This window comes from Actinospineispora acaciae DSM 45401 (genome assembly GCF_000620785.1).
Lineage (GTDB): Bacteria > Actinomycetota > Actinomycetes > Mycobacteriales > Pseudonocardiaceae > Pseudonocardia > Pseudonocardia acaciae.
The window spans coordinates 82708-108950 of the sequence record NZ_JIAI01000009.1; the positions used below are offsets into that span (position 1 = coordinate 82708).

Annotated in this window: 28 protein-coding genes; 16 read left to right on the forward strand and 12 right to left on the reverse strand. The window is 73.4% G+C overall.

Annotated features, from left to right (window positions below; all coding sequences use genetic code 11):
* Nucleotides 1–244 precede the first annotated feature (244 nt).
* Nucleotides 245–1243, forward strand: a complete 999-nt coding sequence (locus tag N912_RS0132480) for a C40 family peptidase (RefSeq protein ID WP_051581125.1) — start codon at nucleotides 245–247, stop codon at nucleotides 1241–1243.
* A gap of 104 nt (nucleotides 1244–1347) precedes the next feature.
* Nucleotides 1348–2505 carry a glycosyltransferase family 4 protein gene (locus tag N912_RS56100; RefSeq protein ID WP_037067830.1) on the forward strand — a complete coding sequence of 386 codons (1158 nt, stop codon included), beginning with the start codon at nucleotides 1348–1350 and terminating at the stop codon, nucleotides 2503–2505.
* Between the two features lie 392 nt (nucleotides 2506–2897).
* Here the strand turns inward: N912_RS56100 and N912_RS0132490 are convergent, their stop codons facing one another.
* Nucleotides 2898–4706 carry an AMP-dependent synthetase/ligase gene (locus N912_RS0132490; RefSeq protein ID WP_028925684.1) on the reverse strand — a complete coding sequence of 603 codons (1809 nt, stop codon included), beginning with the start codon at nucleotides 4704–4706 and terminating at the stop codon, nucleotides 2898–2900.
* Nucleotides 4707–4847: 141 nt separating this feature from the next.
* Here N912_RS0132490 and N912_RS0132495 point away from each other — a divergent pair, with 141 nt between their 5' ends.
* From N912_RS0132495 to N912_RS0132520, 6 genes are read left to right on the forward strand one after another with little or no spacing between them, the layout of a single operon-like run.
* A complete protein-coding gene (locus N912_RS0132495; RefSeq protein ID WP_028925685.1) occupies nucleotides 4848–5240 on the forward strand; it encodes a hypothetical protein in 393 nt (130 codons plus the stop codon).
* Nucleotides 5237–6028, forward strand: coding sequence for a metallophosphoesterase family protein (locus N912_RS0132500; RefSeq protein ID WP_028925686.1), 792 nt, complete (start codon nucleotides 5237–5239; stop codon nucleotides 6026–6028). The genes N912_RS0132495 and N912_RS0132500 overlap by 4 nt, the downstream gene beginning before the upstream one ends.
* 35 nt (nucleotides 6029–6063) lie before the next feature.
* Nucleotides 6064–6498, forward strand: coding sequence for an SRPBCC family protein (locus N912_RS0132505; RefSeq protein WP_028925687.1), 435 nt, complete (start codon nucleotides 6064–6066; stop codon nucleotides 6496–6498).
* A 48-nt stretch (nucleotides 6499–6546) separates the two neighbouring features.
* A complete protein-coding gene (locus N912_RS56105) occupies nucleotides 6547–7830 on the forward strand; it encodes an ArsA family ATPase (RefSeq protein ID WP_051581126.1) in 1284 nt (427 codons plus the stop codon).
* 40 nt (nucleotides 7831–7870) lie between these two features.
* Nucleotides 7871–8251, forward strand: coding sequence for a hypothetical protein (locus N912_RS56110; RefSeq protein WP_051581127.1), 381 nt, complete (start codon nucleotides 7871–7873; stop codon nucleotides 8249–8251).
* On the forward strand, nucleotides 8245–9207 hold the full coding sequence (locus N912_RS0132520; RefSeq protein WP_028925688.1) for an ROK family protein: 963 nt from the start codon (nucleotides 8245–8247) through the stop codon (nucleotides 9205–9207). The genes N912_RS56110 and N912_RS0132520 overlap by 7 nt, the downstream gene beginning before the upstream one ends.
* 3 nt (nucleotides 9208–9210) lie before the next feature.
* Here N912_RS0132520 and N912_RS56115 read toward each other — a convergent pair whose 3' ends face one another.
* Nucleotides 9211–9681, reverse strand: a complete 471-nt coding sequence (locus tag N912_RS56115) for a hypothetical protein (RefSeq protein WP_064745469.1) — start codon at nucleotides 9679–9681, stop codon at nucleotides 9211–9213.
* A gap of 135 nt (nucleotides 9682–9816) precedes the next feature.
* Between N912_RS56115 and N912_RS0132530 the strand changes: the two genes are divergently transcribed.
* The 5 genes from N912_RS0132530 to N912_RS0132550 all read left to right on the forward strand — a co-directional run bounded on the left by N912_RS0132530 (nucleotide 9817) and on the right by N912_RS0132550 (nucleotide 14450).
* Complete coding sequence (locus tag N912_RS0132530; protein WP_028925689.1) at nucleotides 9817–10554, forward strand: lysophospholipid acyltransferase family protein; 738 nt, start codon at nucleotides 9817–9819, stop codon at nucleotides 10552–10554.
* A 3-nt stretch (nucleotides 10555–10557) separates the two neighbouring features.
* Nucleotides 10558–11079, forward strand: a complete 522-nt coding sequence (locus N912_RS0132535; protein ID WP_028925690.1) for a polyadenylate-specific 3'-exoribonuclease AS — start codon at nucleotides 10558–10560, stop codon at nucleotides 11077–11079.
* Nucleotides 11080–11092: 13 nt separating this feature from the next.
* A complete protein-coding gene (locus tag N912_RS0132540; protein ID WP_028925691.1) occupies nucleotides 11093–12118 on the forward strand; it encodes a 6-phosphofructokinase in 1026 nt (341 codons plus the stop codon).
* A gap of 73 nt (nucleotides 12119–12191) precedes the next feature.
* On the forward strand, nucleotides 12192–13583 hold the full coding sequence (locus tag N912_RS0132545) for a class II 3-deoxy-7-phosphoheptulonate synthase (RefSeq protein WP_028925692.1): 1392 nt from the start codon (nucleotides 12192–12194) through the stop codon (nucleotides 13581–13583).
* A 141-nt stretch (nucleotides 13584–13724) separates the two neighbouring features.
* Nucleotides 13725–14450 (forward strand): dienelactone hydrolase family protein, encoded by a 726-nt coding sequence (locus N912_RS0132550; protein ID WP_028925693.1) that lies wholly within the window; start codon nucleotides 13725–13727, stop codon nucleotides 14448–14450.
* 1 nt (nucleotide 14451) lies between these two features.
* Here the strand turns inward: N912_RS0132550 and N912_RS65990 are convergent, their stop codons facing one another.
* Both N912_RS65990 and pknB read right to left on the reverse strand, forming a co-directional pair.
* Nucleotides 14452–14610 (reverse strand): hypothetical protein, encoded by a 159-nt coding sequence (locus N912_RS65990; RefSeq protein ID WP_245645576.1) that lies wholly within the window; start codon nucleotides 14608–14610, stop codon nucleotides 14452–14454.
* A gap of 214 nt (nucleotides 14611–14824) precedes the next feature.
* Complete coding sequence (pknB, locus tag N912_RS56120; protein WP_051581129.1) at nucleotides 14825–16492, reverse strand: Stk1 family PASTA domain-containing Ser/Thr kinase; 1668 nt, start codon at nucleotides 16490–16492, stop codon at nucleotides 14825–14827.
* A 92-nt stretch (nucleotides 16493–16584) separates the two neighbouring features.
* On the opposite strand from pknB, the gene N912_RS0132565 reads away from it, so the two are divergent.
* Nucleotides 16585–16950, forward strand: a complete 366-nt coding sequence (locus N912_RS0132565; RefSeq protein ID WP_245645578.1) for an Rv2175c family DNA-binding protein — start codon at nucleotides 16585–16587, stop codon at nucleotides 16948–16950.
* Here the strand turns inward: N912_RS0132565 and N912_RS56125 are convergent.
* The 7 genes from N912_RS56125 to N912_RS56135 form a co-directional block, all read right to left on the reverse strand.
* Nucleotides 16947–17927: a phytoene/squalene synthase family protein gene (locus N912_RS56125; RefSeq protein WP_051581130.1), complete on the reverse strand. Its 981-nt coding sequence runs from the start codon at nucleotides 17925–17927 to the stop codon at nucleotides 16947–16949. The genes N912_RS0132565 and N912_RS56125 overlap by 4 nt on opposite strands.
* Nucleotides 17920–19554 (reverse strand): polyprenol phosphomannose-dependent alpha 1,6 mannosyltransferase MptB, encoded by a 1635-nt coding sequence (gene mptB / locus N912_RS56130; RefSeq protein ID WP_084211413.1) that lies wholly within the window; start codon nucleotides 19552–19554, stop codon nucleotides 17920–17922. The genes N912_RS56125 and mptB overlap by 8 nt, the downstream gene beginning before the upstream one ends.
* Before the next feature lie 67 nt (nucleotides 19555–19621).
* Nucleotides 19622–21130: a phytoene desaturase family protein gene (gene crtI / locus N912_RS0132580; RefSeq protein ID WP_028925696.1), complete on the reverse strand. Its 1509-nt coding sequence runs from the start codon at nucleotides 21128–21130 to the stop codon at nucleotides 19622–19624.
* A 98-nt stretch (nucleotides 21131–21228) separates the two neighbouring features.
* A complete protein-coding gene (locus N912_RS0132585; RefSeq protein WP_028925697.1) occupies nucleotides 21229–22317 on the reverse strand; it encodes a polyprenyl synthetase family protein in 1089 nt (362 codons plus the stop codon).
* Between the two features lie 23 nt (nucleotides 22318–22340).
* The gene (locus tag N912_RS0132590) at nucleotides 22341–23015 is read right to left on the reverse strand and encodes an LppM family (lipo)protein (protein ID WP_028925698.1); all 675 of its coding nucleotides are present in this window, start codon (nucleotides 23013–23015) and stop codon (nucleotides 22341–22343) included.
* Nucleotides 23016–23075: 60 nt separating this feature from the next.
* A complete protein-coding gene (locus tag N912_RS0132595) occupies nucleotides 23076–23675 on the reverse strand; it encodes a GNAT family N-acetyltransferase (protein ID WP_028925699.1) in 600 nt (199 codons plus the stop codon).
* A gap of 175 nt (nucleotides 23676–23850) precedes the next feature.
* Entirely contained in the window at nucleotides 23851–24201 is a 351-nt protein-coding gene (locus N912_RS56135; RefSeq protein WP_037067833.1) for a DUF1330 domain-containing protein, read from the reverse strand.
* Between the two features lie 268 nt (nucleotides 24202–24469).
* On the opposite strand from N912_RS56135, the gene N912_RS0132605 reads away from it, so the two are divergent.
* Both N912_RS0132605 and N912_RS56140 read left to right on the forward strand, forming a co-directional pair.
* The gene (locus N912_RS0132605) at nucleotides 24470–24787 is read left to right on the forward strand and encodes a hypothetical protein (protein WP_028925700.1); all 318 of its coding nucleotides are present in this window, start codon (nucleotides 24470–24472) and stop codon (nucleotides 24785–24787) included.
* A gap of 10 nt (nucleotides 24788–24797) precedes the next feature.
* Complete coding sequence (locus N912_RS56140) at nucleotides 24798–25217, forward strand: SAV_6107 family HEPN domain-containing protein (RefSeq protein WP_169747998.1); 420 nt, start codon at nucleotides 24798–24800, stop codon at nucleotides 25215–25217.
* Here N912_RS56140 and N912_RS0132615 read toward each other — a convergent pair.
* Nucleotides 25189–26073 (reverse strand): ParA family protein, encoded by an 885-nt coding sequence (locus N912_RS0132615; protein WP_051581170.1) that lies wholly within the window; start codon nucleotides 26071–26073, stop codon nucleotides 25189–25191. The genes N912_RS56140 and N912_RS0132615 overlap by 29 nt on opposite strands.
* Between the last annotated feature and the right edge of the window lie 170 nt (nucleotides 26074–26243).

Consider the following 26243-nt stretch of genomic DNA (forward strand, 5'->3'; position numbering starts at 1 on the left):
TGGACCTTGCCGCCCCACCTCCGTAATCTCCCCGAGACCTTGCGGGGCGTCTGCCTTTCGCTCCCCGATTGGCGCCGTGAGGTCGCCGCCATACGGCGGCCGCGCGAGTCGAGTCGGGTGCGTCCAGTCCGGCTCCGCACCCTGGCTGCGCGCGCCGCCCTGGACGGTCTCAGGGAAGGAGATTGGTGTCGTGGCGTCCAGAGGACACCTGCGTTCGTTCGTAGGCGCACTCTCCGCGACCGTGATGGCACTGATCCTCGGCGTCGTACTGGTGGGCCCCGCATACGCCGACCCGCCGCCGCCTCCCGGCGCTCCGAAGCCCTCGGACGCCGCCGCCCAGCTCGCGTCCGCGCAGCACGAGGCGGAAGCGCTCACCGAGCAGTGGCACGCCGCCAAGGACCAGCTGGATGCGCGCAACGAGCAGGCGCAGCGGGCACAGGCCGCCGTCGAGCCGTCGCGCCAGGCCGCCGAGCGCGCGCAGGCCGCCGAGGAGAAGTTCCGCGTCCAGGTCGTCGACAAGGTCACCAGCGAGGCCATGGAGAGCGGCCGGCTGGACGAGCTCAACGCGCTGGTGCTCAGCGACTCGCCGAGCGACTTCCTGGACCAGATGACGACGCTCGAGTCGTTCACGTCCGACCAGAAGGCGATGTTGGACCAGGCGCAGGCCCTGGTGGCCGCCGCGACCGAGGCCCGGACCGAGGCCGGCAACGCCGTCACCCGCGCCCAGGAGGCCGCCGCGCAGGCGCGCACGGCGCTGGACGAGATCGGCGTGCGCAAGCAGCAGGCCGACACCCGCATCGCACAGGCGCAGCAGCTGCTCGGCCGGCTCAGCCCCGCCGAGAAGGCCGCGCGGACCGCCGACGAGGGTTCGCCCCTCGGCGTCGTGCTGGGCACCAGCAAGGGCGCGCTGGCCCTCAAGGCGGCCATGAGCCGGATGGGCGGCCCCTACGTCTGGGGCGGCACCGGGCCGAGAGGCTTCGACTGCTCCGGCCTGGTCTACTGGGCGTTCAAGCGGGTCGGGATCACCATGCCGAGATCGGCGGCCTCGCAGGCCAGCGTCGGCAAGCCGGTGCAGAAGAGCGACCTACAGCCCGGTGACCTGATCTTCTTCTACAGCCCGATCACGCACGTCGGCATCTACGCCGGCAACGGCAAGGTGCTCAACGCGGTCCAGACCGGCGACACGGTGCGGTACTCGGACCTGTCCAGGATGAAGAGTTACGCCGGCGCCCGGCGACTCTAGCTGCCCTCGGATTTCTCCGCTCCCCAGCAGCGGGCGGCGGCCGGTGTTGTTCGAACCCGGCCGCCGCCTTTTCTGTCTCCGGGCTGGGTTAGCCTGACCGGGCGATGCCGACCCTGCTGGTGACCAACGACTTCCCGCCTCGGGTAGGAGGGATCCAGGGGTATCTGGCCGAGCTGGTGGCGCGGCTTCCGGCCGGCGAGGTCGTGGTCTATGCGCCGGCGTGGCCGGGGGCGGAGGAGTTCGACGCCGCGGCGCCGTTCCCGGTGCACCGGCATCCCGGTTCGCTGATGCTGCCGGTGCCCGCCGTCGCGCGCCGGGCGGCGGAGCTGGCCGGGTATTACGGGTGTGACGCGGTGTGGTTCGGCGCGGCCGCCCCGCTGGCGTTGCTCGGGCGGGGGTTGCGGGCGGACCGGGTGGTGGCCAGCACGCACGGTCACGAGGTCGGGTGGTCGATGCTGCCGGGGGCTCGGCAGGCGCTGCGGCGGATCGGTGCGGACGCGGACGTGGTCACGGTGGTGTCGCGGTACACCAGGCGCCGGCTCGCCGCCGCGTTCGGGCCGATGGCCGCGCTCGAACACCTGCCGCCCGGGATCGACAGCGACCGCTTCCGCCCGGATCCGGGTGCGCGCGCCGAGCTGCGTGCTCGGTATCGGCTGGGGGGACGGCCGGTGATCAGCTGCGTGTCTCGGCTGGTCGCTCGTAAGGGGCAGGATGCGTTGGTCGCCGCGCTGCCGTTGGTTCGGCGGGAGGTGCCGGGGGCGGCGTTGGTGCTGGTCGGGGACGGGCCGGATGCCGGGCGGTTGCGGCGGCTGGCGGCTTCGTACGGGGTGGGTGAGGACGTCGTGTTCACCGGGGCGGTGCGGTGGGGCGAGTTGCCTGCGCACCATGCGGTTGGGGATGTGTTCGCGATGCCTTGTCGCACCCGGGGGCGGGGGCTGGATGTGGAGGGACTTGGCATCGCGCTGTTGGAGGCGGCGGCGTGCGGGCTGCCGGTGGTGGCCGGCGGGTCTGGAGGGGCGCCGGAGACGGTTCGTCCCGGGGAGACCGGTGAGGTGGTCGACGGGCGGGATGTGGCCGGGGTGGCCGGGGTGCTGGCGGGGCTGTTGGGGGATGGGGATCGCGCGCGGGCGATGGGTGCGGCCGGGCGTGCGTGGATGCGCCGGGAGTGGGGGTGGGAGCGGTCCGCCGGGCGGCTCGCCGGGTTTTTGTCCGGGGGTGCGTGGCCGACCGTTCCGAGACAGACCGACCGTCGGTCTGTTTAGTTCGTGGGTGCGGCGCCGGTCCGTAGTGGGCGGGCGGTTTGTCTAGTTCGTGTGCGGCACCGGCGGGGACCGACCGACGGTCGGTCTAGTTCGTGTGCGGCGTCGGCGCGAACCGACCGACGGTCGGTCTAGCTCGTGTCCGGCGTCGATGCGAACCGACCGACGGTCGGTCTAGCTCGCGGCCGGGGCGTAACCCCGTGTGACCGTTCACCACGGCGTTGCCCGCCCGCCGGCCGCACCCGGCCCATGGAGATCGACAGGAGCGGCGGTGTCCAGCCGCTATACCACCACCGGCGTCGATGTCGACGAAACGGCCGCAACCTCCGAAGTCACACTCCGTAAACGACCCCGCACCAACCGCCAACCACGACCAAAACCGACCGACCGTCGGTCTAGCTCCGGCCGGCGGCCGCGTCCCGGTACAACGCGTCGATCTGGTCGGCGTATGACTTGGCCACCACGCCGCGCTTGAGCTTGAGCGTCGGCGTGAGCTCCCCACCCGCCTCGGTGAAGTCCACCGTCAGCACCCGGTACTTCTTGATCGCCTCCGCGTGCGAGACCGCCTGGTTCGCCTCCGCCACAGCCTGGTCGATCTCCGCGAGCAGCTCCGGATCGTTCACCACGTCGGACGGATCGGCCGGATCGGCGGGCACCGGCTTGCCGTGACGTTCCCGCCAGCCAGGCAACGCCTCCGGATCAAGCGTGATGAGCGCCCCGATGAACGGCTGCCGGTCCCCGACCACCATGCACTGGCTGATCAGCGGATGCGCCCGCAGCCGATCCTCCAGCGCGGCCGGGGCGACGTTCTTGCCGGCCGCAGTGACGATCAGCTCCTTCTTCCGGCCGGTAATCCGCAAGAACCCGGCATCGTCCAGCTCACCGAGATCACCCGTGTGGAACCAGCCGTCCGCGATGGCGTCCTCGGTGGCCTCCCGGTTGTGCCAGTACCCGCGGAACACCACGTCGCCCCGGATCAGCACCTCCCCGTCGTCGCCGATCCGCACCCCCGTGCCGGCGATCGGCCGCCCGACGGTGCCGATGCGCTGCGCGGCCGGGGTGTTCAGCGTGGCCGCCGCCGTCGTCTCGGTCAGCCCGTACCCCTCGTACACCGGCAGCCCGACACCCCGGAAGAAGTGCCCCAGCCGCTCGCCCAGCGGCGCGCCGCCCGACACCGCGGCCACGCACCGCCCACCCAGCGCGGCACGCAGCTTCCCGTACACGAGCTTGTCGAACAACGCGTGCCGCAGCCGTAACGGCAGCCCGGGCGACGGCTGCGCCCGGCTCCACTCCTCGGCCGTCGCGGCGGCCGCGTCGAAGATGGCCCCCTTCCCCGACGAGTGCGCGCGCTGCTGCGCGCCGTTGAAGACCTTCTCGAAGACCCTGGGCACGGACAGCACGAACGTCGGCTGGAACGAGGCCAGCTCGTCGACCAGGTTCGATGTGTCGGCGACGTGCCCGATGGTGGTCCGGCTGTACACCCCGCCGCACTGGATGATCTTGGCGAGCACGTGCGCGAGCGGCAGGAACAGCAGCACCGAGCCGTCCGAGGCGAGCAGCTCGGGGAACGCGCGGGTGGCCGCCTTCAGCTCGGCGAGCAGGTTGCGGTGCGTCACCTCGCAGCCCTTCGGGCGCCCGGTCGTGCCCGAGGTGTAGATGAGCGTGGACAGGTCGTCGGCCCGTATCCCGGCGCGTCGCTCGTCCAGCTGCGAGGCCGTCACCGACGCGCTGTCGGCGGCCAGCCGCTCGACGTCCGGCTCGATCTGCCAGACGTGGCGCAGCGCCGGCAGCCGGTCGCGCAGCTCGGCCACGGACGCGCCGTTCGCCTCGGACTCCACGAAGACGGCGACCGCCCCGGAGTCGGACAGGATCCAGGAGATCTGCTCGTCGGAGGAGCTGTGGTAGATCGGCACGGTGGTGGCGCCGACCGCCGCGATGGCGTAGTCCACCAGCGTCCACTCGAACCGGGTGCGGGACAGGATCGCCACCCGGTCGCCCGGCTCGATGCCCGAGGCGATCAGGCCCCGGGCCACCTCGCCGACCTGGTCGGCGAATTCCTTGGCGGTGACGTCCACCCAGCCGTCGCCGACCTTGCGGCGGAAACTGACCGCCTCGGGGAAGCGGTCGGCGTTGTCGAAGACGGTGTCGGCAAGGCTCTCGTTGTCGGACACCTCCTCCACCGTCGGCACCACGTACTCCCGCATCCGAAGCCTCCCGACCCCTGTGTCCGTCATCGCGTGGCGCCCAACCTATAACGGCTACCCGCCAGTAGGGGAGGGCTTGATCACAGATCGACGGGCGAGCCGCCGCACCGCGCCGCGCCGGGCCCGGATACGGTCGGGGCCGTGGGCACGGTGGACGTGGTGGACGAGACGTTCCTCGCCGTCCCGCCGCCCCGGGTGGCGGCCGAGTTCGCCGACCCGGCGAGCTGGCGGCGGTACTGGCCCGACCTGCGGTTGAGCGTGGTCACCGACCGGGGCGAGCGGGGCTTTCGGTGGACGGTGCACGGCGCGCTGGTCGGCAGCATGGAGGTCTGGCTGGAGCCGGTGCTGGACGGCACGGTGCTGCACTACTACCTGCGCGCCGACCCGCCCGACCAGGCCGGGCGCCCCAGCCCGCTGCGCCCCCGGCGGGCGATGGCCGAGATCTCCCGGCGCCAGCGCGCGGCCAAGTCGATAGCGCTCGGCCTGAAGGACCTGCTGGAGCAGGGCCGCCCCGCCGGCGAGCCGCCGCCGTGACGCGGGTCCACGTGGTGGCGGACGTGCATGGCAACAGCGCCGCGCTGGCGCGGGCCGGGGAAGGGGCGGACGCCCTGCTCGTGCTCGGCGACCTGCTCAACTTCGTGGACTACGACGACCACTCGAAGGGCATCCTCGCGCAGGTGTTCGGGCCGGAGGCGGTGGCCCGGTTCGCCTGGCTGCGGATCAACGGGGAGCCCGGCGAGCTGGGCGCCTACGCCCAGTCGCTGTGGGCCGGCCTGCCCGACCCGAAGGCCACCCTGGAGGACGCCGCCCGCGAGCAGTACCGGCGGCTGTTCGACGCGCTGCCGGTGCCGACGTTCCTGACCCCGGGCAACGTCGACCTGCCGCACCTGTGGCCGGAGTTCCTCAGGCCCGGCGTGCGGGTGCTGGACGGCGACGTGGTCGAGCTGGACGGGCTGCGGTTCGGCTTCGTCGGCGGGCTGCCGTGGGCGCGGCCGAGGGACTCCGCGCGCGGCGGTCCCTGGCGGCCGTACGTGCGCCACCAGGACGAGTACGACGCCGCCTGCGCCGCGCTGGGCAGCGTGGACGTGCTGTGCAGCCACGTGCCGCCCCGGGTGCCCGAGCTGGCCTACGACGTCGTCTCCCGGCGCACCGAGGTGGGCAGCGACGCGCTGCTGGGCGTGATCGAGCGCGAGCGGCCACGGGCCGCGCTGTTCGGGCACGTGCACCAGCCGATGGCCGCCAGGGCGCGGGTGGGACGGACCGAGTGCGTGAACGTCGGCCACTTCCGCCGCACCGAGCGCCCGTACGTGCTCACCTGGTGAGCGAGCCGGGCTTGCCGCGCCGGTAACCTGCCGCCATGGCCGACTCCACGACGCAGTCCATCACGATCGACGCCGCGCCGGAGCGGATCATGGCGGTGATCGCGGACTTCCCGGCCTACCCGGAGTGGGCGGGGGCGGTGCAGAGCGTCGAGGTGGTCGCCGAGGGGCCGGGTGGCAGGGCGGCCGAGGTGCGGTTCGGCCTGGACGCCGGTGTGTTCAAGGACACCTACACGCTGGCCTACGACTGGGCGGAAGATGGGTTGTCGGTGCGCTGGCGGCTCACCAAGGGACAGATCCAACGGGCTCAGCAGGGCTCCTACGTGTTGGAACCGTCGGGCGTGGGTACCAGGGTGACTTACTCGCTGAGCGTCGAGCTGAGCATTCCGATGATCGGCATGCTTCGCCGGAAGGCCGAGAAGATCATCATCGACACCGCGCTGAAGGAGTTGAAGCGTCGGGTCGAGGGCTGACCGGCGCGCGGGGGTCTTTCGTCGAAACACAGCGAAGGTGGGGACGCGGTGCGCATCCTGCTGTTCACCGGAAAGGGCGGCGTCGGTAAGACCACGCTGGCCGCCGCCACCGCCGCCAGGGTGGCCCGCGCCGGCCGCAAGGCGCTGGTGGTCTCCGCCGACCCCGCGCACTCGCTCGGCGACGCCCTGGACGCCCCGCTGGACGCCGAGCCGACCGAGGTGGGGCCGGGCCTGTTCGCCGCGCACCTGGACAACCGGGCGCTGCTGGAAGGCGCCTGGGGCGAGCTGCGCGGGCACCTACGGACCGTGCTGGCCGGCGCCGGGGTGGACGAGCTGGTGGCCGACGAGCTGACCTGGCTGCCCGGCGTGGAGGAGCTGCTCGCGCTCGGCGAGGTGCAGCGGCTGGCCGGCACCGGCCTGTGGGACGTGGTGATCGTGGACTGCGGGCCGACGGCTGAGACGCTGCGGCTGCTCGGCCTGCCGGAGGCGATCGGCGGGTACCTGGAGCGGCTGTACCCGGCGCATCGGCGCGCGGTGCGCGGGCTGCTGGCGGGCATTGCGTCCGGTAAGACGGGCGCCCCCAACGGGTCGCTGGACTGGGACGGCGCCGCCGATGCGCTGGGACGGCTGGCCGAGCAGGTGGCCGCGCTGCGCGCCATGCTCGCCGACCACGACAGCACCAGCATCCGCCTGGTGTTGACGCCGGAGCGGCTGGTCGCCGCCGAGAGCAGGCGGACCATGACCGCGCTGGCGCTGCACGGGCTGCGGGTGGACGGGATCATCGCCAACCGAATGGTGCCGCCCATCGCGCCGTCCACCTGGGGGCCGGCCGCCCGCTGGGTGCGCGCCCGGCACGCCGAGCAGCAGGAGGTGCTGGGCGAGCTGTCCGCGCTGTGGAGCGGTTGTGACGGTGGTGCCGTTCGGGTGGTGCCGTACACCGCCGCCGAGCCGATCGGGCTGACCGCCCTGGCCGAGCTGGGCGACGAAGTGTACGGCGAGGACGAGCCGCTGGCCGGGGCGGACGCGCCGCCGTTGCTGTCCGTGCGCCGGACCGGCGGTGACGGTATCGCGCTGGACTCGGAGTTCGAGCTGGCGCTGCGACTGCCAGGGCTGGACCGGCGCACGCCGCTGGAGCTGACCCGCATCGACGACGACCTGGCGGTCACCGTCGGCGGGGTGCGCCGGCTGGTCGCGCTGCCCTCGGTGCTGTGCCGCTGCGAGGTGCTCGGCGCCCGGGTCGGCACCGACCGGCTCGCGGTGATGTTCCGTCCGGACCCCTCGGTCTGGAAAACGCGCGGCGCGACCCGCACCGGACCGAAAGCAACCCCGTGAAGAGCGCCTGTCCAGCCCGCCGGCGAGTGAGGCGAGAGCGATGACGGACTGTTCCGGGCACGCCACGCTGGCCGACGAGTGGCGCGGCTACGCCGGTGACGCGCTGCGGCTGCTGGAGCCGCTGGTCGAACGCGTCCGCACCCAGCCGCCCGACCCGGACCACCCGGAGCCGAGCAGCTGCGCGGACTGCCCGGTGTGCGCGGTGATCACGGTGCTGCGCGGCGGGCGCTCCGAGCTGGCGGTGCGGCTGGCCGACCAGGCGGCCGAGCTGCTCGCGGTGCTGCGCACGGCGCTGGACGAGGGCGTCGGGGCGCCCGAGCGCGAGCCCCGCCCGCCCGGCACCTCCCACCCGCCGAGGGTGCAGCGGATAGCGGTGGCCCGCGACGACCAGCCGGTCGGGCCGCGCACCGGCCCGTGCTGACCGTCGGGGTCGACGTCGGTGGGACCAGCGTGCGGGCCGGAGTGGTGGACGCCGACGGCACCGTGCTGGACACCGCGCGAGCGGCCACCCCCGGCCAGGACACCGCCCTGGAGTCCGCGATCGTCGGCGTGATCGCCGAACTGGCCGCCCGCCACCCCGTCTGCGCCGTCGGCCTCGCGCTGGCCGGGTTCGTCACCCCGGACCGGCGGGTGGTCAGGTTCGCCCCGCACCTGCCCTGGCGCGGCGTCCCGGTGGCCGACCGCATCGCCGAGCGCTGCGCCCTGCCCGTGGTAATCGAGCACGACGCCAACGCCGCCGCCCTGGCCGAGCGCCGGTTCGGCGCCGCGTCCGGCTCCGGCGCCCGGGCCCGCTCCATCCTGTTCATCGCGCTCGGCACCGGCATCGGCGCCGCGCTGCTGATCGACGGCCGCCTCTACCGGGGCGCGCACGGCGTGGCGCCCGAGCTGGGGCACCTGCGGGTCGTCCCCGACGGGCGGCCCTGCCCGTGCGGCAAGCGCGGCTGCTGGGAGCGCTACTGCAGCGGCACCGCGCTGGTCACCACGCTGGTCGAGCTGCTCGCCGCCGACCCGTCCGCGTCCCCGACGCTGGCCCGGATGGCCAAGCTGGAGGCGCGCGGCATCACCGGCCGGCAGGTGGCCACCGCCGCGCGGGACGGCGACCCGCTGGGCCGGCGCGCGATGGCCGAGCTGGCCCGCTGGCTCGGCGAGGGGCTGGCGCTGGTCGCGGACGTCTACGACCCGGAGCTGGTGGTGATCGGCGGCGGGGTGTCCGGCTCCGCGACGCTGTTCCTGGACGACGCCCGCGAGCACTACGCCCGCGTGGTCACCGGGGGACAACACCGCCCGCTGGCCCGCATCCGCACCGCGCAGCTCGGCGAGGAGGGCGGCGTGATCGGTGCCGCCGAACTGGCCAGGGAAGCCCGCTCCCGCCGCTAGCGGTTACAGCACGGCGCCGTCGTCGTGGCCGTCGTCGTCGGGTTTGGACGGCCAGGCGCGCAGGACCAGCCAGCCCAGGCCCATGGCCAGGGACACCAGGCCCAGGGGGAAGGCCAGGGACGCGCTGCTGCCGAGCAGGCCGGGCACGACCAGCAGCACCAGGCCCAGCCCGAGCAGCGCAAGGCCGATCGAGGTGCTGGCGCGCAGGCGGGGCAGCGGGGGCGGCTCGGGCGGGACGTAGTGCTCCTCGTCGTCCGCCCCGGCGCCTCGGTCTCGGTCGACCGCGGCCAGCGGCTCGGTCGGCGCGGGCCGTTGGGCGGGGGCGGCGGGAGCCGCGTCGTCGTCGGTCAGCCCGTCCGGCCACTTCGGCACCGATCCCTCGGCCACCCACCCGGCGACGATCTCGTCGAAGGCGGTCGCGCGTGCGGACGAGTCGGCCGCCCGGCCGTCGTCCTCGTGGTCCGCCTGGCTCACGACGCCCATCGTGACATGAACGACCCCCCGAGCGGGAGTGGTGACCTTCCCGCGATCTGTTTGTCCCGCGTTGTCCGGGGTATGGACGGCTCCGTAGGCTTGGGACGCGGTCTGCGGAGGAGAGGCGGCTTCCACGTGCTCTACTGGGTGCTCAAGTTCGTGCTGCTGGGGCCACTGATGCGGATGTGGTGCCGGCCGACGATCGAGGGCGAGGAGAACATCCCCGAGCGGGGTGGCGCCTTGCTGGCCAGTAACCACGTCGCCGTGGCCGACTCGTTCTTCCTGCCGCTGCTGGTGCGCCGCCGGATCGCGTTCATGGCCAAGCGGGAGTACTTCACCCAGCCCGGCTTCGTCGGCTGGTGCAAGAAGCAGTTCTTCACCGCGGTCGGGCAGGTGCCGATCGACAGGGGCAGCGGCTCGGCGGCCAGGGCCGCGCTGGACACCGGCAACCGGCTGCTCGGCGAGGGCTGGCTGGTCGGGATCTACCCGGAGGGCACCCGCTCGCCGGACGGGCGGCTGTACAAGGGCAAGACGGGCGTGGCCCGGATGGCGCTGGAGTCCGAGGTCAAGGTCATCCCGGTGGTCATGATCGGCACGCTCAAGGTCAACCCGATCGGCTCCCGGATGTGGCGCCCCGCCAAGGTCCGGATCAAGATCGGTGCACCCATCGACTTCTCCCGCTACTACGGGATGGCCAACGACAGGTTCATCCAGCGCTCGATGACCGACGAGATCATGTACGCGCTGATGGAGCTGTCCGGGCAGGAGTACGTCGACGTCTACGCGGCCAAGGTCAAGGAGGACATGGCCTCGGCGGCGCGGTCCGGTGACGGCCGGCCGGCGGCCCGGATCCCGTCGGCCAAGGCAAGCTGACCAGTGCCCGCGCGCTTCTTCTACGACTGCGAGTTCATCGAGGACGGCACCACGATCGACCTGGTCTCGATCGGCGTGGTCGACCTGGACGGCCGCGAGTTCTACGCCGTGTCCACCGAGTTCGACGACCGCCGCGCCGGGCCGTGGGTGCGCGCCAACGTGCTGCCCAAGCTGCCGTCCCCGGCCGACCCGGCGTGGCGCTCGCGCCGGGCGATCCGCGACGAGCTGCTCGACTTCCTGACCGCCCCCGGCGAGGAGATCGAGCTGTGGGCCTGGATCGCGGCGTACGACCACGTGGCGCTGTGCCAGCTGTGGGGCGCGATGCCGGCGCTGCCCCGGCCGCTGCCCCGGTTCACCCGGGAGCTGCGCCAGCGCTGGGAGGACGCCGGCCGCCCGCCGCTGCCCGCGCCCCCTGAGGACGCCCACGACGCCCTCGCCGACGCCCGCCACAACGCCTCCCGCTGGCGCGCGATCGAGGCGCATCTGGCGAGACGGGGCGGCTTGGTGCACCGATTCAGTCCGTGAGAACCTTCAGGCCGTGCGAATCGGAGTGCTGACCGGCGGTGGTGACTGTCCAGGGCTGAACGCCGTGATCCGGGCCATCGTGCGCAAGGGGATACCGGAGTACAACTACCAGTTCGTCGGGTTCCGGGACGGCTGGCGCGGCCCCCTGGAGGGCCACACCAGGACGCTGGACATCCCGGCCGTGCGGGGCATCCTGCCCCGGGGAGGGACCATCCTCGGTTCGTCCCGAACCAACCCGTTCAAGATCGATAACGGCGTCGAGCGGATCCGCCAGACGCTGATGAACCTCGGGGTCGACGCGCTCATCGCGATCGGCGGCGAGGACACCCTCGGGGTGGCCACCAAGCTGCACGAGCTGGGCGTGCAGGTGATCGGCGTCCCAAAGACGATCGACAACGACCTGTCCGGCACCGACTACACGTTCGGGTTCGACACCGCCGTGGGCATCGCCACCGAGGCGATCGACCGGCTGCACACCACCGCGGAGTCGCACCACCGGGCGCTGATCGTGGAGGTGATGGGCCGGCACGCCGGCTGGATCGCGCTGCACTCCGGGTTGGCCGGCGGCGCGAACGTCATCCTCATCCCGGAGATCCCGTTCAGCATCGAGAAGGTCTGCGACTGGGTGAACAGCCGGTTCCGCACCCAGTACTCGCCGATCATCGTGGTGGCCGAGGGCGCGACCCCGATCAACGGCACCATGGAGCTGGTCACCAGGGAGACCGACGCGTTCGGCCACCCCCGGCTGGGTGGCATCGGCGAGTCCATCGCCCGCGAGATCGAGCAGCGCACCGGCAAGGAGGCGCGCACCACAGTCCTCGGCCATGTCCAGCGCGGCGGCACCCCCAGCAGCCGGGACCGCTGGCTGGCCACCCGCTTCGGCCTGCACGCCATCGACGCCGTGCACGACGCCGCCTGGGGCTCGATGGTGGCCCTGCGCGGCACCGACATCGTCCGCGTGCCGCTGTCCGAGGCCACCGAGAAGATCAAGACCGTGGACCCGTCCCTCTACGCCGAGGCCGAAGTCTTCTTCGGCTGACCAGACCCGTGAGTGGTTAGCGTTGTTATGGCAACGCTAACCACTCACGGGCACTGCTCTACCCTTGGCGATCGTGAACTGGTCAGTGGACGCACCGCTGGACGACCTGCCCGAACTGCCGCCGCTGCCGCCCGAGCTGCGCTCCCGGCTGGACGCCGCGCTGGCGCTGCCCGCCGCGCAACAGCCCGAGTGGCCCGACCAGGCGGTGGTGCGCCAGGTACGGACGGTGCTGGAGAGCGTGCCGCCGGTCACCGTGCCCGAGGAGGTGGACCGGCTGCGCGGGCGGCTGGCCGCCGTGGCCCGCGGGGAGGCGTTCCTGCTGCAGGGCGGGGACTGCGCGGAGACGTTCGCGGACAACACCGAGCCGCACATCAGGGGCAACATCCGCACGCTGCTGCAGATGGCCGTGGTGCTGACCTACGCGGCGAGCATGCCGGTGGTCAAGCTCGGCCGGATCGCCGGGCAGTACGCCAAGCCGCGCTCGTCGCCACTCGACGCGCTCGGGCTGCCGTCCTACCGGGGCGACATCGTCAACTCGATCAAGGCCACGCCGGAGGCCCGCGTCCCCGACCCGACCAGGATGATCCGCGCCTACGCCAACGCCAGCGCGGCGATGAACATGGTCAGGGCGCTGACCGCGGCCGGGATGGCCGGGCTGTCCTCTGTGCACGACTGGAACAAGGACTTCATCCGCAACTCCCGGGCCGCCGAGCGGTACGAGGCGCTGGCCACCGAGATCGACAGGGGCATGCGCTTCATGGAGGCCTGCGGGGTGGACGACCCCAGCCTGCACAGCGTGGAGTTCTACGCCAGCCACGAGGCGCTGCTGCTGGACTACGAGCGGTCCATGCTCCGGCTGGACACCCGCGACCCGGCCGAGCCCAAGCTCTACGACCTGTCCTCGCACTTCCTGTGGGTGGGGGAGCGGACCCGCCAGCTCGACGGCGCGCACATCGCGTTCGCCGAAGGGCTGGCCAACCCGATCGGCCTGAAGATCGGCCCGGGCACCAGCCCCGAGCTGGCGGTGGAGTACGTCGAGCGGCTCGACCCGCACGGCGTGCCGGGGCGGCTCACGCTGGTCAGCCGGATGGGCAACGGCAAGGTGCGCGACGTGCTGCCGCCGATCGTGGAGAAGGTCACCGCGTCCGGGCACAAGGTGGTCTGGCAGTGCGACCCGATGCACGGCAATACCCACGAGTCCACCACCGGCTACAAGACCCGCCACTTCGACCGGATCGTGGACGAGGTGCAGGGCTTCTTCGAGGTGCACCACGCGCTGGGCACCCACCCCGGCGGGCTGCACGTGGAGATCACCGGTGAGGACGTCACGGAGTGCCTGGGCGGCTCCCAGGAGATCTCCGACGCCGACCTGCACGGCCGCTACGAGACGGCCTGCGACCCCCGGCTGAACACCCAGCAGTCCCTGGAGCTGGCGTTCCTGATCGCGGAGATGCTGCGCGACTGATACCTTTCCGCCAGGCCGTGCGAGGCAACGAGGAGGTGGTACCCGTGAACGTTTCGACATGGGTGCTCCCCTCAGGGGTCACGGTCGGACGATAGGTCGTCCGGGAGCGCCGTTCACGAGCACTCCCGAAAGGCACGACCCATGCGCTTCACGTCCGAACGGCGCCTCGACGACGGCGTACTCGAACGCAAGTTCACCCTCGGCGAGATCCCCGGGATCCTCTGGACGCCCGGCGCCGCGCCCGCCCCGCTGATCCTGCTCGGCCACCCCGGCGGGCTGACCACGATGTACGCCCGCGTGGAGGCCCGTGCCCGGCATGCGGCGGCGGACGGCTACGCCTCGGCCACCATCGAGCTCCCCGGGTGTGGTGACCGGCCCCGTTCGGCGGCCGCCGAGGAGGCACGCGCCGACCTGCGCCGGGCGGTGGCGGCCGGTGAGCCGGTCGACGGCGAGATCGTCGACCGGCTGGTCCTCCCGCTGGTCGAGCGGGCGGTCCCGGAATGGCGGGCCACCCTGGACGCCCTGCTGTCGCTGCCCGAGATCGGCGGCCCGGTCGGGTACTCGGGCGGGGTGATCGCCATCGGGGTCCGGCTGGCGGTGTTCGAGCCGCGCATCGCGGCCGCCATCCTGTTCGCCGGGAGCTTCGTGCCCCGCGCCCTGTTCGAGGAGGCCCGGCGGGTCGCCATCCCGCTGCTGGTCCTGCTGCAGTGGGACGACGAAGGCAACGACCGGCAGTCCGCCCTGGACCTGTTCGACGCCTTCGGCTCCACGGAGAAGACGCTGCACGCCAACATGGGCGGGCACACCGGCGTCCCTCGGTTCGAGGGCGACGACGCGGCCCGGTTCCTCTCCCGGCACCTGACGTGAGTCACTGGCCGTAGGAGAACCGGAGGTCGGCAAAGAGCAGTTGGTTGAGCCGCCGCCGCAGGTGTCCGGTCTTGCTCTGGTCGGGGGCCTCATCGGGAGTGAGCAAGGTGAACCTCAGCGAGGTCTCCCCGCGCTGGCCCTCGGTCAGCTCGAAGTGCACCTGGTCATGGGGTCTGCTCGGCCACAGCGATGACCACACGACTCGATGGGGCTGCTCTGCCTCCAGGACCTCGGGTTCGACCTCGTCGGATAGCAGCTTCAGCCAAGGCCGTGCCCCCGGTCGACGAGGTTGCGTGAGCGACTCCCAGACAACGAACGGGGGCGCGGGCAACGTGCGTGCCCGCGAACCGATCTCGATCACGGCGGCGGCCCGGTCAGCCGGGGAGGCCGCCGAGGACGTCCTCGAGCTGGCGCTCGATCTCGTCCGCCCAGCCCCGGCCGATGTCGCGCGGGTTGAACTCGCGGCGCGGCGGCGGGCCGGAGCTGATCACCACGGTCACGGTGCTGCCCGAGGCCAGCTCGGTGCCGGCGGCCGGGCTGGTGCCGATCACCGCGCCGGCCGGCACGGTCGGGTGGTACCTGCGGGTGGAGCCGCTGGACCGGGGCACCAGCTCGGCCGCCCTGATCAGCCGCTCGGCCTCCGGCACCGTCGTGCCGGGCTGGATGAACGGCACCCGGGGCCGGCCGGTGGAGACCATCAGCGTGACGGTGCTGCCGCGCTTGACCTCCGAGCCCGCCTTCGGCACGGAGTCGATCACGGTGCCGACCGGGACCGTGTCGTTGGGCAGCTCCCTGGCGGCCGGGACCAGGCCCGCGTCGGTGACCGCCCGCTCCGCGGCCGCCCGCTTCAGCCCGGCCAGGGCGGGCGTCGCGGTCCAGGCCTTCGCGCCGGCCGTCCAGGCCAGGATCCCCACCAGCACGCCCAGCAGCAGCACGCCGGTGATCCAGGCGGCCAGCACCCGGCGGCCCCGGCGGCGGCGCAGCTGGTGGTCGGCCGGGCCGGTGTCCGGCGCCCAGGCCTCGTCCTCGTCGAGGGGGGTCATGGCGGTCAGCGCCCGGGTCGGGCGGTGGCCGGGGCGGTGCTGGGGCCGCGCCGAGACGGGCTCGGTGGCCTCGAGGTCCCGGGCGGCGACCGGGACGGTGGCGGCGTCCCCGTAGTGCGGCAGCGGAACGGCCACCCTCGGTATGCCGAGCGCGGCGCGCACGCCCCGCACCGCGTGCAGCAGGGTCTCGGCGTCGCGGGGGCGGGCGTCGCGGTCCCGCCGGGTCGCGGAGGCCACCAGCGCGTCCAGGTCCGGCGGCAGGCCGGGGACCAGCTCGGACGGGGGTGGCACGTCCTCGTTCACGTGCTGGTAGGCCACGGACAGGGCGTGCTCGCCGCCGTACGGCGGCCGGCCGGTGAGCAGTTCGTAGAGCAGCACGCCGGCCGCGTAGACGTCGCTGCGGGCGTCCACCGAGGACCCGGTGACCTGCTCGGGGGACAGGTAGGCGACCGTCCCCAGGATCACCCCCGCCGCGCTCGCCCGCGAGTGCGCGACCGCCGTGACCAGCCCGAAGTCGGCCACCTTGACCGCCCCGGAGTCGCTGATCAGCACGTTCTCCGGCTTGACGTCGCGGTGGGTCAGCCCCTGCGAGTGGGCCGCCGCCAGCGCGCCGAGCACCGGTTCGAGCACGGCCAGCGCCGAGGGGACGTCCAGGGCGCCGCGCTCCACCAGCACGTCGCGCAGCGTCCCGCCGGTGACCAGCTCCATCACCAGGAACACCAGCGGCTCGGGCGGCTCGCCGTGCTCGCCCTGGTCGTAGACCCCGATCACGCCCGGGTGGTCGATGCGCGCGATCGCCCGCGCCTCGCGCTCGAACCGGCCCCGGAAGGACGGGTCGGAGGCGAGCTGGGCGTCCATCACCTTGATCGCGACAGCCCTGTCCAGCCGGGTGTCGGTGCCCCGGTAGACCTTGGACATGCCGCCGATGGCGAGCAGCTCGTCGATGCGGTAACGCCCCTCCAGGAGCGTCCCGGTCAGCTCATGCTCCGCGGCGACCACGCGGGCGATGGTACGAGGTGAGTGTCAGCCGGTTAGTTTGAGCCACGACGAAGGCTGCCATTTCATGGGTGAGCTGTGGCATGGTGTGCCGCGTGAGCGAAAGAAGCGTCGCGCCCGTGATGCTGGCCGACGATGTGAAGGCGTTGTCCATCCCGGAGGTCGCCCAGCGGTTGGGGGTGCCGGTCAGCCGGGTCCACCAGCTGGTCAGGGACGGTCACCTGCTGGCGATGTCGCGGGACGGCGCGCTGGCCGTCCCGGAGGACTTCCTCGTCGACAAGGCCGTGGTGAAGGGCCTGCCCGGCACGATCACCGTGCTGCGGGACGGTGGGTACGCCGACGAGGAGATCCTGCGCTGGCTGTTCGCCGAGGACTCCTCGCTGCCCGGCACGCCGATCGCCGCGCTGCGGTCGAACCGGGGCCGCGAGGTGAAGCGGCGCGCCCAAGCGATGGCGTTCTAGGCGGCCTGAGAGCGTCCTCGGGCCGTTCCGTGGCGGCCGTGCCGTCGCTGGGCCGTGTACGCGGCGGGTAGCGCGCGCAGCGCCACGGCGGCCCGCCGGCGGGGCGGCACCGTCACCCGGCGATACAGCACGTCGTAGTCGGCGTCCGCGATCCGGTCCAGGATGGCGGCGTAGAGGGCGTACGCGGTGGCGATGCACGGCCGGGAGACCGGCGCCAGCAGCTCGATGCCGGGCGCCGCGCGGCGGTAGACCGCACAGGTGCGCGCCACCAGATGGGCCAATGCCCGGCGCACCCGGGAGTCCTGGCGGCGGCGCCGGCGGCACCAGCGCAGCAGCTCGCGGTCCACGCCGAACGCGGACAGCTCGTCGGCGGGCAGGTACAGCCGGCCCCGGTCCAGGTCCTCGCCGACGTCGCGCAGGAAGTTCGTGAGCTGGAACGCGACGCCCAGCGCGGCGGCGGTGGGCTCGGCGGTCGCCGGGGGACCGACGGTGCCCAGCACGGGCAGCATCTGCAGCCCGATGACGGCCGCCGAGCCGTGCATGTACCCGTCCAGGTCGGCGAACGTGGCGTACTCGGTGACGTGGGTGTCCATCCGCATGGACGTCAGGAACGCGGTGAACAGCCCCGGGTCCAGCCGGTAGCGCCGCGCGGTGTCGGCCACCGCGAGCAGCACCGGGTTCGGCTCCGGCTCGCCGGCCAGCGCGCGCTTGAGGCCCGTCTCCAGCTCGTCCAGCGCCGCCGCCTTCTCGGCGGGGGAGCGGCCGTCGGTGACCGAGTCGACGATCTCGTCGGCGTGCCGGGCGAAGCCGTACAGGGCGTGCACGGCCGGGCGCTGGGCCGGCGCCAGCAGTCCGGTCGCCCGGAAGTAGCTGCGCCCGTGCGCGGCGTGCAGCGTCCGGACCTGGGTGTAGGCGTCCCGCAGCGAGGGATCGTCGACGCCGGCGGCGTCGAGCTCGCGGGACGCCCGGTCAGCCACCGGCCGTGGGCACCCGTCGGGTCCGCCACAGCGAACGCAGCCGCAGCGGGTCCGGCGAGCGCAGCGACTTGGCGGCCACCGCCGCGCCGGCCATCACGATGATCAGGTAGCCGAACGCGTACAGCGACACCTCGCCGGACGGGAAGGCCGCGATGATCAGGAAGATCGAGTAGAAGATCGCCCTGGTCATGCCCTTCTCGGACCAGGTGGTGGCGGCCAGGATCGCCATGCCCCAGGTGAAGTACCAGGGCAGCACCGCCGGCGAGAGCAGCACGAACACCATCAGCACCACGCCGCCCCGGCGCACCGCGTCCGGCCCACCGCCGCGGGCGGCCAGCCACTGCTTCACCGCGACCGTCAGGAAGATGATCACGCCGATGGCCCGCGCGACGCTGATGAACACCGTCATGTTCCCGGCGCCGAACATCCAGCTCCACACCGTGTAGGTGAGCTGGCCGACCCCGGTCGGCAGCGACAGCCAGTTGACGATGTTGGTCGGCGCCAGCACGGCCGGAATCCAGCCCAGCCCGACGCCGGCCACCACCGAGGTGACCGCGAACGTGGCCAGGAAGGCCGCGATGCCGGCGGTGGCCGCCTTGACGATCCGGGCGCGCTCGGTGCCGCTGAGCCGGGCCGCCCACACCAGCACCAGGAACGGCAGCGCGATGCCGGCCGTCGCCTTGACCGCCGCCGCGCACGTGACCAGCGCGATCCCGGCGGCGTGCCGGCGGTTGAGCACCAGCAGGCTGCCCATCGCGATGCAGCCGACCACCAACAGGTCGTTGTGCGGACCGCCGATCATGAGCACGACCATCACCGGGTTGGCCACCGCCAGCCACAGCGCCACCGGCATCCGTCCGCCCAGGTGGCGGCACAGCCCGGGCAGCGCGGCGACGAACAGCACCAGCCCGGCCAGCATGGCCAGCCGGATCAGGATCACGCCGACGATCAGGTTCTCGCCGGTGACCGAGACGACCGCCTTGGCGAGCGCGACGAACAGCGGCCCGTACGGCGCCGGGGTGTCCTGCCAGAACCAGTGCACGTTGTCCGGGATCGGCCCGGTCAGCACGTTGGGGCCGGCCGCGTACGGGTCGATCCCGCGCAGCGCCATGGCGCCGTCGGCGAGGTAGCTGTACGGGTCGCGGCTGAACAGCGGCGGCGCGACCAGCATCGGCAGCATCCACAGCACGGCGCTGCTCAACACCGCCCGCCCGCCGGCGCGGCGCGCCAGCACGTCGCGGCCGAGCAGCACCCAGGCCCAGACGGCCAGCGCCAGTCCGATGTAGGTGACCGTCACCGCGAGGTCGTAGCCGTGCCCGAACCGCCACGCGACCAGCGGCGTCCCCTCCAGGACCGGGTCGTGGATCAGCACCCCGCCGGCCCCGAGGCCGCCGACGGCCATCACCACGCTGCCGAGGAACCCCAGCAGCAGCGGCTTGCGCGCGGGCCTGCCCAGCCGCGGCCACCAGCCCGGCGGGGCGGGCTCTGACGGCGGCGTAGCGGTGAGCTCGCGCTCGATCAGGTCGGTCGTGGTGCCGACCCCACTGTCCTGGACGGGAGTAGCGCGAAGCGCCGCCTCCGTATCCTCGGCGGTGGCTGGTGTCGACAGCTGCGGCTGGGACGTCATCTTGAGCCCTATGCTCGCACGGGGCGTTTCGGCGGGTTGTGCCAGGGGCACCCGCGAGATCGTTCGGTTACCGACCGGTGATGCGCTGCGCGGCCAGCCGCCCGGAGATGAGCACCGGGGGGATCCCGACGCCCGGGGTGGTGCCGCAGCCGGCGAGCACCACGTTCGACCAGCCCCGGACCAGGTTGGCCGGACGGAACGGGCCGGTTTGGGCGAAGGTGTGCGCGGCGGAGAACGGGGTGCCGGCGGCCATGCCCTGCTCGGTCCAGTCGGCCGGGGTGGACAGCCGGGCGGCCTCGGCGCGGCCGTCGAAGCCGTTGATCCCGCGCGCGGCCAGCACCGTCAGCAGCTCCTCGACGTAGGCGGGACCCAGCCGGGGCCAGTCGAACGCGGCGCGGGTGGTGTTCGGGCAGGGTGCGAGCAGGTAGTTCAGGTCGTGGCCGGGCGGCGCGAGCGAGGCGTCGGTGGCGGTCGGGCGGGTGAGCAGGACGGACGGGTCGGACATCAGCTGGCCCCGGCGTTGGATCTGGTCGAACGTGGAGCGCCAGGCGGTGCCGAAGGACAGGGTGTGGTGCGCTTTGTCGTCGGTCTTGACGGCGCCGTGCGGGCCGCCGGCGTGGTAGACCAGCGCGGACGGCGCCCAGCGCAGCCGCACCGGCCGCCGGGGGGTGCGCCGCAGCAGGGCGTACGCGGCGGGCAGGTCGGTGGTCAGGACCACGGCGTCGGCGTCCAGCCTGGCCGGTTCGCCGGCGGCGTCGAGGTAGCGCACGGCGACCGCCCGGTCGCCCCGGCGGGCCAGGCCGGTGACCCGGGAGTTGTAGTGGATCCTCGCGCCGGCCTCGGTGGCCGCGTCGGCCAGCGCGGTGGGCAGCGCGCGCATGCCGCCGCGCGGGAAGTACACCCCGGCCACGGTGTCCATGTACGCGATGACCCCGTACGCGGCCAGCGCGCGGTGCGGGGCGACGCCGGCGTAGAGCGCCTGGAAGGAGAACAGCCGCCGCAGCCTCGGGTCGCGCACGAACCGCCCGATCCGCCGGCCCCAGCGGCCGAACCCGCCCAGCGCGGCGAGCCGGGCCAGGTCGGGCGTGAGCAGCCCGAGCGGGGAGTCGAAGTTCGAGCCGATGAAGGTGTCGATCTCGGCGCGGTACAGGGCGGTGAGCCAGTGCCGCAGCCGCTGGTAGCCGGCCGCGTCGCGGGGGCCGACCTTGTCCGCGATCTCGGCCTCCATCGCGTCCGGGTCGGTGTGCACGTCGATCGTGGAGCCGTCGGCGAAGCTCGCCCGGTAGGCGGGGTCCAGCCTGACCAGCTCGACGCGGTCGGCCAGCTTCTCGCCGACCGGCGCCAGCGTGGCGTCCACCAGGTCGGGCATGGTCAGCACGGTCGGGCCGGTGTCGGCCAGGTAGCGGCCGGCGGGTCCGTGCAGGTCCAGCCGGCCGGCGCGGCCGCCGGGGTGGTCGGCGCGCTCCAGCACGGTCACCGAGCGGCCGGCGCCGAGCAGGTGCAGCGTGGTGGCCAGCCCGGCCAACCCGGCGCCGACCACCACCACATGGTTGGCAGGTCCCCGGATCGTCCGCATGGCGGGATTGTGACCCATGCTGTCACACGCGCCTCACTCCGCTCGGCTTGACGCGCGTTCGCGCTGGTCGTGCTGGGTGCTTCTCGTTGTGGGCTCACTCACGACAAGCGTCTTGCGGCCGCCCTGGCCAGCTCGGGCAGCCGGGTGTCCGAGGGCGGGGTCAGCTCGACGGCGTCCAGGGCGGCCAGCGCCGAGTCGGTGAGCCGCTCGATCCGCCGCTCCAGCTCCTCCGGGGTGCCCAGCTCGTGCAGCACCTCGCGGACCCGCGCCACGCCCGACTCGTCCAGCTCCGGGTCGCCGAGGGCGCGCTCCAGGGTGGCCGCCGCCGTCTGGTTGCGCCGCTCGCGCGCGGCCTGCCCGGCCAGCGCCATCAGCACCGTCCGCTTGCCCTCCCGCAGGTCGTCGCCGGCCGGCTTGCCGGTGACGGCCGGGTCGCCGAGCACGCCGAGCAGGTCGTCGCGGAGCTGGAACGCGATGCCGATGTCCGAGCCGAACCGCCGGTACGCCGCGACCAGCTCGGGGCCGGCGCCGGCCAGCGCGGCGCCCAGCTCCAGCGGGCGCTCGACCGTGTAGGCGGCCGTCTTGAAACGGTTCACCCGCAGCGCCGCCTCGGCCGATCCGTTCCCGGTGGCCTGGCCCCACACGTCCAGGAACTGGCCGCCGATCATCTCGGTGCGCATGCCGGCCCACACCGGACGGGCCCTGCGCAGCGCCCGCTCGGGCAGCGCCGCCGAGTCGAACATGTCGTCGGCCCAGGCCAGCGCGAGGTCGCCGAGCAGGATCGCGGCGGCCGCGCCGAACCGCTCGGGGTCCCCGAGCCAGCCGTGCTCGCGGTGCCGCCCGGCGAAGTCCACGTGCACGGTCGGCCGGCCCCGGCGGGTGGCGGAGGCGTCCATCAGGTCGTCGTGGATGAGCGCGTTGGCCTGCACCAGCTCCAGCGGGCTGATCGCGGTGAGCACGGCCTCGGCTCGCTGCCCGCCGGGGTCGCCGCCGGCGCCGCGCCAGCCCCACCAGGCGAACGTGGGCCTGACCCGCTTGCCGCCTTTGACGAACCCGGCGAGCGTGGCGGCGGCGTCGTCGACGACCGGGTGGATCGCCTCGGTCAGCTCGCGGCGGCGGGCGAGGTAGTCGGCCAGCGTGGCGTCCACCCGCTCGACGAGGTGATCGTCGATCGGCCCGGTGTTCATGTCGTCGCTCCTCGGTCGGGGGCTCAGGGTCCCCGTCCGTTGGAGCGTACGGGTGGGTTCCGATGCGCCTTCGCGAGCAGCACGACGCCGACCGCGGCGGCGGCCACCACGGCGCCGAGCAGCAGCGTCCAGCGACCCACCGACGGCGTGTTCGGATCGTTGGCGTTGACCACCGCGTGGAACTCGCTGACCTCGCCGGGGGAGAACACCCAGCTCACCGCGTCGGAGTCCAGCTCGCCGTCCGAGCTGGTCACCTCGCCGGGGAAGGCGATCTTGAGCTGGATGTCGGCCCGGTCGACCGGGAGCGCGGTGAGGTCCACGTGCCCGTTCAGCATCACCGTGTTGCCGGACCGGCGCAGGTTGAACTTGAACCTGCCCTTGGCCTGCGGCGCCACCGAGGCCAGCGCGTTCACCTCGTCGAACCGCAGCCCGCTGAACTGCAGCTGCGAACCCTGGTAGCCCTCGGCGTGGTAGGGGGTGACGGTGACCCTGCTGGCCATCTGCGGGGGGATCGTGACGGTCGGCGGTGGCGCGTCGGCGGTGGCGATCACGATCTCGCCGGCCACCGTGTCGTCGCCCTGAACGGCCAGCGCGGTCCGCACCCGGGTGCAACCGCCGAGCACCATCAGCACCCCGAGCACCATGAGTATCAGCGCGGCCGCCGTCCGGCGCGGACGGTTTCGGGGCGGGAGCGGCACCCCGTCATCCTGCCAGCAGCCGGCCCGAGGTCGTGTCGCGGCACGCGGGGGTGGGTTGCCTCAGGGGTGGCCGAGCGGGGGGAGGTCGGGTCCGGGCAGCGGCAGCGACCTGCCGAGCACCGCGAACGGACGGGGGTCGCCGGCGAACCGGTGCTCGCGCAGCACGTCGACGAAGCCCAGCCTGCGGTAGAGCCGCCAGGCGCGGGCCGGGCGCGCCGGGTCCAGCTCGGGGGTGGAGAGCAGCACCGAGGCCTGCTCGCAGCCGGCGAGCAGGGTGCGCAACAGCTGCTCGCCGAGGCCGGCGCCCTGCGAGCGGGGGAGTACGTGCAGCTCGGTGAGCTCGAAGTAGTCGGCCAGCCAGGGCAGGCCGTTGGGGCTGGCGTCGAGCAGCCCGCGCCTGACCTCCTCGTGCCACCACTGGCCGCGCGCGCCCCGGTAGCCGTACCCGAGCCCGACCAGGACATTGCGCTCGTCCAGCGCGCCGACCGCGCGCCAGCCGGGGCGGAAGGTGTGCTCGCGCCACAGCGGGGCACGCTGGCGGATCGCCGAGCGCGGGTAGCGCATCGCCGTGACGTACACGCCGAGCGCCTCGGCGAGCCGGTCGACGAGCTCGCTGGGGGTGAACCGGACGACCCGGATCCTCGGTGGCGCGGCGGTCATCCGGCGGCCGCCGGATGGCACCTCTGGGCGCTCCGGTGTGGAGCGTCCGGTGGCTGGGCGGGCGCTGCGGTGAGCGCGGCGGGCATGCCACCATGACATCACATTCGTGCCGATCGCGAGCAGTCCGCTCGGCGCTCCAGCCGGCCGCACGAAGATCGGCTGGCGGTCCCCGCTGCTACTCGGCGGGCGCGGCCGCTCGGATCTTCCCGGCGAGGTGGGTCGGGTCGTAGTCCTCGGCCACGCCTTCGACCAGGATGATGTCGCCCTCGATGTGCCGGGAGCGCAGCGGCGCGATCTCCTGGTAGGCGGGCGAGTCCCACCAGGCCCGCGCCTCGGCCAGCCCGGGGAAGCCGATCATGACGATGTCCCCGGTCCAGCCGCCCTCCTTCACCTCGTGCCGCCCGGGGCCGTGCACCAGGAAGCGGCCGCCGTACGGCTCGAAGGTGGCCGTGATGCGCTCCATGTACTCGGCGATCTCCGGGTGCGGGTCGGCCGCTTGCAGGTTGGCGATGACGTAGGCGGGCATGGCGTCCTTCTGGTCGGTCCGGTTCGTGGTCTTGCTCGATGTCCTGCTCGATGTCTTGCTCGATCGTGGCAGGTCGGCGCGGTGGGGTCGATGACGTGACAGGTAAGCGGGTCGTCCGCGCGGCGCCGTCTGATGTGGGGCCGTCTGATGTGGGGATGCGCGTGACATTCGGCGGGCCGCGCTGGTATCGTCGAACATGTGTTCGATGTCGGTGGGTCTGGCCGGGTGGCGGACCAGGCGTACCGGAGCCGGAGGAGGTGTGGCGTCTGTGGGTGTGCTGACTCGCGGCTTCAGTTCGAGGCATCCGACGCCGGTGCAGGTGCGGTGGCAGGACGGGGAGCCCGTGGAGTTCCAGCGGCGTCCGGTGCGCGGCAGCGTCCGGTTCCTGGTGACCGACGTGCGGGAGCGGTGGATCGAGGAGTCGCCGTGGCCGTTCCCGTCGCCGATGCCGGTGGGCGGGGATCGGCTGCGCTGCTGGCGGGTGCTGGCCCAGTCGGCGACGGACCCTCGACGCCCCGCCCAGGAGTTCGTGCTGCGCATGCGCGCCGGCCCCGGCGTGTGGGACCTGATCCGAGTCGCCGACTAGGGAGGGCTAGATGACTGCGACGTTGCCGCTACGGATGCCGACGATGGCCCATCCACCCCCGCCCCCCGCCGCGCTGGCGCTGCTGCGCCATGCCGAGGCGGGGCTGGCCGAGGCGGAGCGGCTGGCCGACCCGTCCCGGCGCTACGCGGAGGCGCACCTGGCGGCGCTGCGGGCCGGCGCGGCGGTGCTGGCGGTGCGGGCACAGCCCGACGGTGGTCGCCGCCGGGGCGGGCGCAGCGTGTGGCACCTGCTGACCGGGGTGGCGCCGGAGCTGGCCGAGTGGGCGGCCTTCTTCGCGGCCGGCTCGGCGACCAGGGCCGCCGCCGAGGCCGGCATCACCCGCCTGGTGACCGAGCGGTCGGCGGACGACCTGGTCCGGCAGGCCGGCCAGTTCATCGAGGTCAGCCGTTCGCTTGTCTGCCCCCGCTGACCGCGGCCCGGTCGGCCGGGTCGGCCGGGTCGGCGATGTCGGCGTCCGGGCCGGGTCGGTGAGCGGTGCGGATGATGCGCCCGAGCAGCGTGTTGAACACGGCGGAGACCTCCCGGGCGCCCGGGGTGTCCCAGTGCTGGATGGGCACGCAGGCCCCCTGGGCCTGCTGTATCGCGGAGCGGTCCGGCACCGCTCCCGGTAACACCAGCGGGCCGAACAGCTCGCGCAGCTCGGCGATGCGGAAGGCGTGCTCGGCCGAGCGGGAACGGACCCGGTTGATGAGCACGCCGAGCGGCTGCAGCCGAGGGTTGTGCTGCACCCGCTCGGTCTGGACGGCCTCGAAGGCGCGCTGCACGCCCGCCACGGCGAAGATCGTCGGATCGGTGACCAACACCGCCCGGTCGGCCGCGACCAGCGCGGATCGGGTCAGCTGGCCCAGGGAGGGAGGGCAGTCGATGATGACCAGGCCGTAGTCGTCCTCGACCGGGTAGTCGCCGGTGTCGTCCTGCTGGGCCAGCCTGCTCAGCGCCCGGTCCAGGCGGAGCAGCTGCTTGGCGGTCGGGCTCGGGTTGTTGTGCCGCTCGTTGCCCTCCGAACCGACCAGGACGTCCAGGTCGTCGCCCCAGGTGCTGGCGGTGATGGCGCGGCGCAGGACCAGCCTGCGGGGCTCGTCGAGCAGCTCGGCGATGGTGGTCGAGGTGGGGCCGGGTTGCAGCGCGACCGTGGCGTTGGCCTGCGGGTCGAGGTCGACGACGAGGGTCCGCAGCCCGCGCTGCATGGCGGCGCCGGCCAGGCCGAGCGCCACCGTCGTCTTGCCCACGCCCCCCTTGAGGCTGAGCACGGCGATCACCTGCACGGTGGACAACCTACCGTGGGTGTGACCGGTGGGACCGCCAGATCCGGCCACGGCCGACATCTACCCGACATCCCATCGCCGGATCACGATCGCCGGATCACTGGAGCGATTCCACCGGACACGCTCTAAGCTGCGGCCGTGCTTGGCCCGCCGCGTGACGGCCCGATGAG

Excerpts from the sequence above, each read along its gene's own strand:
- N912_RS0132480 (WP_051581125.1), top strand. The coding sequence starts at position 245 with ATGGCACTGATCCTCGGCGTCGTACTGGTGGGCCCCGCATACGCCGAC.
- N912_RS56100 (WP_037067830.1), top strand. The coding sequence starts at position 1,348 with ATGCCGACCCTGCTGGTGACCAACGACTTCCCGCCTCGGGTAGGAGGG.
- N912_RS0132490 (WP_028925684.1), bottom strand. The coding sequence starts at position 4,706 with ATGCGGGAGTACGTGGTGCCGACGGTGGAGGAGGTGTCCGACAACGAG.
- N912_RS0132505 (WP_028925687.1), top strand. The coding sequence starts at position 6,064 with ATGGCCGACTCCACGACGCAGTCCATCACGATCGACGCCGCGCCGGAG.
- N912_RS56110 (WP_051581127.1), top strand. The coding sequence starts at position 7,871 with ATGACGGACTGTTCCGGGCACGCCACGCTGGCCGACGAGTGGCGCGGC.
- N912_RS0132550 (WP_028925693.1), top strand. The coding sequence starts at position 13,725 with ATGCGCTTCACGTCCGAACGGCGCCTCGACGACGGCGTACTCGAACGC.
- mptB (WP_084211413.1), bottom strand. The coding sequence starts at position 19,554 with ATGACGTCCCAGCCGCAGCTGTCGACACCAGCCACCGCCGAGGATACG.
- crtI (WP_028925696.1), bottom strand. The coding sequence starts at position 21,130 with ATGCGGACGATCCGGGGACCTGCCAACCATGTGGTGGTGGTCGGCGCC.
- N912_RS0132585 (WP_028925697.1), bottom strand. The coding sequence starts at position 22,317 with ATGAACACCGGGCCGATCGACGATCACCTCGTCGAGCGGGTGGACGCC.
- N912_RS0132595 (WP_028925699.1), bottom strand. The coding sequence starts at position 23,675 with ATGACCGCCGCGCCACCGAGGATCCGGGTCGTCCGGTTCACCCCCAGC.
- N912_RS56135 (WP_037067833.1), bottom strand. The coding sequence starts at position 24,201 with ATGCCCGCCTACGTCATCGCCAACCTGCAAGCGGCCGACCCGCACCCG.
- N912_RS56140 (WP_169747998.1), top strand. The coding sequence starts at position 24,798 with ATGACTGCGACGTTGCCGCTACGGATGCCGACGATGGCCCATCCACCC.